7 protein-coding genes and 1 pseudogene are annotated in these 5,948 nt (G+C 67.1%); all 8 read left to right on the top strand.

Annotated elements, in window-relative coordinates; genetic code table 11:
- The first annotated feature begins 328 nt into the window (after window positions 1–328).
- Window positions 329–1,450 carry a bifunctional 3,4-dihydroxy-2-butanone-4-phosphate synthase/GTP cyclohydrolase II gene (ribBA, locus tag Cte04_RS03325; protein ID WP_066472032.1) on the top strand — a complete coding sequence of 374 codons (1,122 nt, stop codon included), beginning with the start codon at window positions 329–331 and terminating at the stop codon, window positions 1,448–1,450.
- Between the two features lie 11 nt (window positions 1,451–1,461).
- A complete protein-coding gene (gene ribH, locus Cte04_RS03330) occupies window positions 1,462–1,956 on the top strand; it encodes a 6,7-dimethyl-8-ribityllumazine synthase (protein WP_066472024.1) in 495 nt (164 codons plus the stop codon).
- Complete coding sequence (nusB, locus tag Cte04_RS03335; RefSeq protein WP_066472044.1) at window positions 1,949–2,482, top strand: transcription antitermination factor NusB; 534 nt, start codon at window positions 1,949–1,951, stop codon at window positions 2,480–2,482. Before ribH ends, nusB begins: the two co-directional genes overlap by 8 nt.
- Before the next feature lie 201 nt (window positions 2,483–2,683).
- A complete protein-coding gene (locus Cte04_RS03340; protein WP_066472046.1) occupies window positions 2,684–3,868 on the top strand; it encodes a pyridoxal phosphate-dependent aminotransferase in 1,185 nt (394 codons plus the stop codon).
- A 93-nt stretch (window positions 3,869–3,961) separates the two neighbouring features.
- On the top strand, window positions 3,962–4,450 hold the full coding sequence (ybgC, locus tag Cte04_RS03345; RefSeq protein ID WP_083526484.1) for a tol-pal system-associated acyl-CoA thioesterase: 489 nt from the start codon (window positions 3,962–3,964) through the stop codon (window positions 4,448–4,450).
- Window positions 4,447–5,151: a protein TolQ gene (tolQ, locus tag Cte04_RS03350; RefSeq protein WP_066472025.1), complete on the top strand. Its 705-nt coding sequence runs from the start codon at window positions 4,447–4,449 to the stop codon at window positions 5,149–5,151. The genes ybgC and tolQ overlap by 4 nt, the downstream gene beginning before the upstream one ends.
- Before the next feature lie 33 nt (window positions 5,152–5,184).
- The gene (locus Cte04_RS03355) at window positions 5,185–5,616 is read left to right on the top strand and encodes an ExbD/TolR family protein (protein WP_066472028.1); all 432 of its coding nucleotides are present in this window, start codon (window positions 5,185–5,187) and stop codon (window positions 5,614–5,616) included.
- A 66-nt stretch (window positions 5,617–5,682) separates the two neighbouring features.
- Window positions 5,683–5,948, top strand: a pseudogene (locus tag Cte04_RS03360) (cell envelope integrity protein TolA); the annotation flags it as partial.

The following is a 5,948-nucleotide window of genomic DNA, read 5'->3' on the forward strand; positions in this document are numbered from 1 at the left end:
GCCGCGAGGCGGCTCTTGCTCGGCGTATCTGGTTTTCGCAGCGCAGGTTTTTGTACGGCTGTGGCTGTGCAACGGCTGCGCCGGTAGCGCGGATAACTGGAATATTGCCAATTGGTATAGCGCCAAAGCGCCAGGGTGCCGACCTCGGCTGGCATAGAATGAGCGCTTTCCGCAAGGCCCTGCCTGGCTGGAAAGCGGCCCTGGCGCCTCACACGTTCTTTGAAAGTCCTGCCGGAGCCCCGCTCCGCATTCCCGGACACTGGTGCGTGCGCGGCGCCAGCTGCTGACAGCCGGGCACCGCATGCAGCAAGTCCAAGAAGGCACTTTCATGAACAGCTCCCTCACCCCCGTGCCGATTTCGCCGGTGGAAGACATCGTGGCCGAGATCCGTGCCGGCCGCATGGTCGTTCTCGTCGACGAGGAAGACCGCGAAAACGAAGGCGATCTGGTTCTGGCATCCGACCACGTCACGCCCGAGGCCATCAACTTCATGGCCCGCTTCGGCCGCGGCCTGATCTGCCTGACGCTCACGCGCGAGCGCTGCGAATTCCTCAAGCTGCCGCCCATGGCCGCACGCAACGGCACGGTGTACAGCACGGCCTTCACCGTCTCCATCGAAGCGGCCGAAGGCGTGACCACCGGCATCTCGGCCGCCGACCGCGCACGCACCGTGCAGGTGGCCGTCGACAGGAACAGCCAGCCCACGGACCTGGTGCAGCCCGGCCACATCTTCCCGCTGCAGGCCGTGGACGGCGGCGTGCTCATGCGCGCCGGTCACACCGAAGCCGGCTGCGACCTGGCGGCCCTGGCCGGCTGCACGCCCTCGGCCGTGATCTGCGAGATCATGAAGGACGACGGCACCATGGCCCGCCTGCCGGACCTGCAGCTGTTCTGCGCCGAGCACGGCATCAAGATCGGCACCATTGCCGACCTCATCGAATACCGCAGCCGCACCGAATCGCTGCTGCGCAAGGTGGGCACCCGCCCCCTGCAGACCGCCCATGGCGAGTTCATCGCCCATGCCTTCCGCGACGTGCCCAGCGGTTCCGTGCACCTGGCGCTGACCAAAGGGCAGTGGGATGCCGGCACGCCGGTGCCCGTGCGCGTGCACGAGCCCCTGTCCGTGCTGGACGCGCTCGAAGTGGGCCGCAGCCAGCACTCCTGGTGCCTGGATGAAAGCCTGCAGTACATCGCCGACAAGGGCCAGGGCGTGGCCGTGCTGCTCAACTGCGGCGAATCGGGCGAGCAGCTGCTGGCCCAGTTCGACGGCAGCGCCCGCTCGGCCCAGGCGCCCGAGCGCGGCCGCATGGATCTGCGCACCTACGGCGTGGGCGCGCAGATCCTGCGCGACCTCGGCGTCTCCAGGATGCAGCTCATGGGCCAGCCGCGCCGCCTGCCCAGCATGGCGGGCTACGGCCTGGAAATCAGCGGCTACATCACCAAGCAATAAAAGGACCCCGCATGCTGAATGCAGAAAAAGGCCAAGGCCAGAACCTCGACGGCGCCGATCTGAAGATCGGCATCGTCCAGGCACGCTTCAACGAAAGCATCACCAACACCCTGTTCAACGCCTGCCGCGACGAGCTGCTGGCCCTGGGTGTGAAGACCGAAAACATCGACCACGTCACCGTGCCCGGCGCCCTGGAAGTGCCCGTGGCCCTGCAGGCGCTGGCCGAGACCGATGCGTACGACGCCCTCGTGGCGCTGGGCTGCATCATCCGCGGGGAGACATACCACTTCGAGCTGGTGGCCAACGAATCGGGCGCGGGCGTGACGCGCCTGGCCCTGGACTACCACCTGCCGATCGCCAACGCGATCATCACCACCGAAAACACCGAGCAGGCCATTGCCCGCCAGGTCGACAAGGGCCGCGACGCGGCCCGCGTGGCCGTGGAGATGGCCAACCTGCTCAACGCCTACGACAACTACGCTGATGACAGCGACGACCATGAGTGACGACCAACCCAGCAGCCCGGCATCGCGCCGACCCCCTCGCCAAAGCCGCACCGGACTGACCAGCACCGGCGCGCGCAAGGCGGGCTCCAAGTCCAACCGCAGCCGTGCGCGCGAATTCGCGCTGCAGGGCCTGTACCAGCACATCGTGAGCCGCAACGACGTGCTCGATATCGACCGCTTCACGCGCGACCTGGCGGGTTTCCACAAGGCCGACGCGGTGCACTACGATGCGCTGCTGCGCGGCTGCGTGGAAACCGAGGAGCAGCTGGACACGCTGATCGCGCCCCAGCTGGACCGCACGCTGGCCGAGATCTCGCCCATCGAGCATGCCTGCATGTGGATCGGCGTCTACGAGTTCCAGCACTGCCCCGACGTGCCCTGGCGCGTGGTGCTCAACGAATGTATCGAGCTGGCCAAGGAATTCGGCGGCACGGACGGCCACAAGTACGTGAACGCCGTGCTCAACGGCCTGGCGCCCCAGCTGCGCAGCGCCGAAGTGGAAAAAGATCGGAACCACACCCCCTGAGCGGCTTTGCCGCTTCCCCCTCTCTCTACGCGCTGCGCGCTAAGGGAGGGGGACGACGCCTTCACCGCGAGACGGCTCTTGCTCGGCGTCCTTGGGTTGGGCCGCGCCGGTTTCAAGCCTTCGCCCTTTCCATACTTCTGAGCCGGGCCGCGCCGGTTTCAAGCACCGCCCCTTCTCACCCCGATAGATCGTTTGCCCGACATGCAGCTTTCCCGCCGCGCCCAGCGCATCGAACCCTTTTACGTCATGGAGATGGCCAAGCGCGCCCAGGAAGTCGCGCGCCAGTCCAAGGACAGCGGCACGCCCATGATCTACCTGAACATCGGCGAACCCGACTTCGGCGCCCCGCCGCTGGTCCAGGAGGCCGCCGAGCGCGCCATCCGTGCGGGCCGCACCCAGTACACCCAGGCGCCCGGCCTGCCCGAGCTGCGCGAGCGCATCAGCGGCTGGTATGCGCAGCGCTTCGGCGTGGATGTGCCGGCGCGGCGCATCATCGTCACCGCCGGCGCCTCGGCCGCGCTGCAGCTGGCCTGCCTGGCGCTGATCAACGAGGGCGACGAGGTGCTGATGCCCGACCCCAGCTACCCCTGCAACCGCCATTTCGTCTCGGCGGCCGAGGGCAAGCCGGTGCTGATTCCCTCTTCCGCGGCCGAGCGCTTCCAGCTCAGCGCCGGCAAGGTGCAGGCCGCCTGGAGCGAGCGTACGCGCGGCGTGATGCTGGCCTCGCCCTCCAACCCCACGGGCACCTCGATCGCGCCCGACGAGCTGCGCCGCATCCATGAAGTGGTGCGCTCCAAGGGGGGGCTGACCCTCATCGACGAGATCTACCTGGGCCTGTCCTACGAAGAGCAGTTCGGCCATACGGCGCTGCAGCTGGGCGAGGACATCATCTCCATCAACAGCTTCAGCAAGTACTTCAACATGACGGGCTGGCGCCTGGGCTGGATGGTGGTGCCCGAGGCCCTGGTCAAGCCCATCGAGATGCTGGCCCAGCACCTGTTCATCTGCGCCAGCACCGTATCGCAATACGCGGCGCTGGCCTGCTTCGAACCCGAAAGCATTGCCGAGTACGAACGCCGGCGCGCCGAGTTCAAGGCCCGCCGCGACTATTTCATTCCCGCGCTCGATGCACTGGGACTGCCCGTGCCCGTCAAGCCCGACGGCGCCTTCTACGCCTGGGCCGACTGCCGTGCGGCTGCCGACAGGCTGGGTGTGCAAGGCAGCTGGGACTTTGCCTACGCGCTCATGGACCGTGCCCACCTGGCCATCACGCCGGGCCGCGATTTCGGCGCCTTCGAGACGGCCGACTTCGTGCGCTTTTCCACGGCCAACTCCATGGAGCAATTGCAGGAAGCCATTGCACGCCTGAAGAGGCTTCTTGCCTAAGACACAGCGATGACACAGAGCAAGCAGGAATCTCTGGCGCCGGAAGCGGACGCTGCGCAAGCCGGTGAAGCCAGGCAGGAGCCGCCTCGCAGCATGGACGGCCCCAGCGAAGGCACTGCCCCGCTTGGGGGGGGGCCGGCGGGGGGAAGCAACGCGGTCGCCGCGGGGGGATTCGCGTTCCCCGTCCGCGTCTACTGGGAGGACACCGATGCGGGCGGCATCGTGTTCTATGCCAATTACCTGAAGTTCTTCGAGCGCGCGCGCACCGAATGGCTGCGCTCGCTGGGCATCGCCCAGCAAAGCCTGCGGGAACAAACCGGCGGCATCTTTGTCGTAACGTCTGCACAGCTGCAGTACCTGCGGCCGGCACGGCTGGACGACCAACTGATTGTTACCGCCCGCCTGCAAAGCGCCGGCCGCGCTTCGCTCACAATACAGCAGCAGGCTTTACTGGTGAACACTGACAATCAACCGACAGGCCCCGTGCCGCTGTGCGAGGGGCTGATCCGCATTGGGTGGGTGGATGGCACGGCCATGCGCCCCGCGAGAATTCCAAACCATATCCTGGAGCAACTTTCATGAACTCCCAAGACATGTCCATCCTGAGCCTCGTGATGCAGGCCAGCTGGGTGGTGCAACTGGTGATGCTGATCCTGGTGGGCGCATCCATCGCCAGCTGGGCCACCATCTTCCGCAAGGCCCAGACCTTGAAGCGCGTGCGCACGCTCAACGACAACTTCGAGCAGGACTTCTGGTCCGGCACCAGCCTCAACGACCTCTACGCCGCGGCGGCCCACCATGCCAAGCAGGGCGGCCCCATGGAGCGCATCTTCGCCAGCGGCATGCGCGAATACCAGAAGCTGCGCGAGCGCCGCATCACCGACGTGGCCACGCTCATGGACGGCACGCGCCGCGCCATGCGCGCCAGCTTCCAGCGCGAGCTCGACGAGATCGAATCGGGCCTGTCCTTCCTGGGCACCGTGGGCTCGGTCTCCCCCTACGTGGGCCTGTTCGGCACCGTCTGGGGCGTGATGCACGCCTTCACGGGATTTGCCAACATGGAACAGATCACGCTGGCCACCGTGGCCCCCGGCATCGCCGAAGCCCTGGTGGCCACGGCCATGGGCCTGTTCGCCGCCATTCCCGCCGTGACCGCCTACAACCGCTACGCCCACAACATCGACCGCCTGGCCAGCCAGCAGGAGACCTTCATCGAGGAGTTCTCCAACATCCTGCAGCGCAACGTGGGGGCCACCGCCACCCACAGCGCATCCGGCCATTGAACGCCGCCCGCATGAACGGCAAGGAGTGACGCTATGCCCTCAGTGGCCTCACGCGGCGGGCGCAACCGCCGCACCGTCAACGAAATCAACATGGTGCCCTTCATCGACGTGATGCTGGTGCTGCTCATCATCTTCATGGTGACGGCTCCCATGCTCACGCCGGGCTCCATCAACGTGCCCACGGCCGGCAAGTCCTCGCGTCCGCCGAGCAAGAACATCGCCTATGTGCTGCTGGACAAGAACGGCGACATCCGCCTGCGCACCGGCAGCCAGGAACAAAAGCTCGGCCTCGAGGATCTCAAGGCCGCGGCCCAGTCCTGGCAGCAAGGCCAGCCCGAGGAAAGCGCCATGCAGATCCAGGCCGACAAGAACCTGACTTTCGAAGCCGTGATGAAGGTGCGCTCCGTGCTGCAGGATGCCGGCGTCAAGCGCGTGGCCTTCGGCGTGGTCACTTCCTCGCACTGAAGGTGCCGCACCGGCCACGCCCTCCATTCCAGACAGTCAAGACCGACAAGGCAGACACCCTACACCATGCCTCACCAGCAAGACCGCGACCAGTTTGCCCCGCCCCGCCCCCGAGGCCGGGCGCGCGCCTGGACGCTGGCCCTGGCCGCGCACGGGCTGCTGATCGCCGCCCTGCTGTGGACAGTGCGCCCTCCCCGACAAGCCGACGAACCCATGGTCGAGGCCGAAGTCTGGAGCAGCTCCGCACCGGCTCCCGCGCCCGTGGAAACGCCCCCGCCTCCGCCGCCGGCCCCCGAGCCGCAGCCCGAACCCCCGCCGCCGCCGCCCGCCCC

Source organism: Comamonas terrae, assembly GCF_001544075.1.
Taxonomy (GTDB): Bacteria; Pseudomonadota; Gammaproteobacteria; order Burkholderiales; family Burkholderiaceae_C; genus Comamonas; species Comamonas terrae.

What these genes read in the sequence shown, in the direction of transcription:
- ribBA (WP_066472032.1), top strand. Translation starts at nt 329, where the DNA reads ATGAACAGCTCCCTCACCCCCGTGCCGATTTCGCCGGTGGAAGACATC.
- ribH (WP_066472024.1), top strand. Translation starts at nt 1,462, where the DNA reads ATGCTGAATGCAGAAAAAGGCCAAGGCCAGAACCTCGACGGCGCCGAT.
- nusB (WP_066472044.1), top strand. Translation starts at nt 1,949, where the DNA reads ATGAGTGACGACCAACCCAGCAGCCCGGCATCGCGCCGACCCCCTCGC.
- Cte04_RS03340 (WP_066472046.1), top strand. Translation starts at nt 2,684, where the DNA reads ATGCAGCTTTCCCGCCGCGCCCAGCGCATCGAACCCTTTTACGTCATG.
- ybgC (WP_083526484.1), top strand. Translation starts at nt 3,962, where the DNA reads ATGGACGGCCCCAGCGAAGGCACTGCCCCGCTTGGGGGGGGGCCGGCG.
- tolQ (WP_066472025.1), top strand. Translation starts at nt 4,447, where the DNA reads ATGAACTCCCAAGACATGTCCATCCTGAGCCTCGTGATGCAGGCCAGC.
- Cte04_RS03355 (WP_066472028.1), top strand. Translation starts at nt 5,185, where the DNA reads ATGCCCTCAGTGGCCTCACGCGGCGGGCGCAACCGCCGCACCGTCAAC.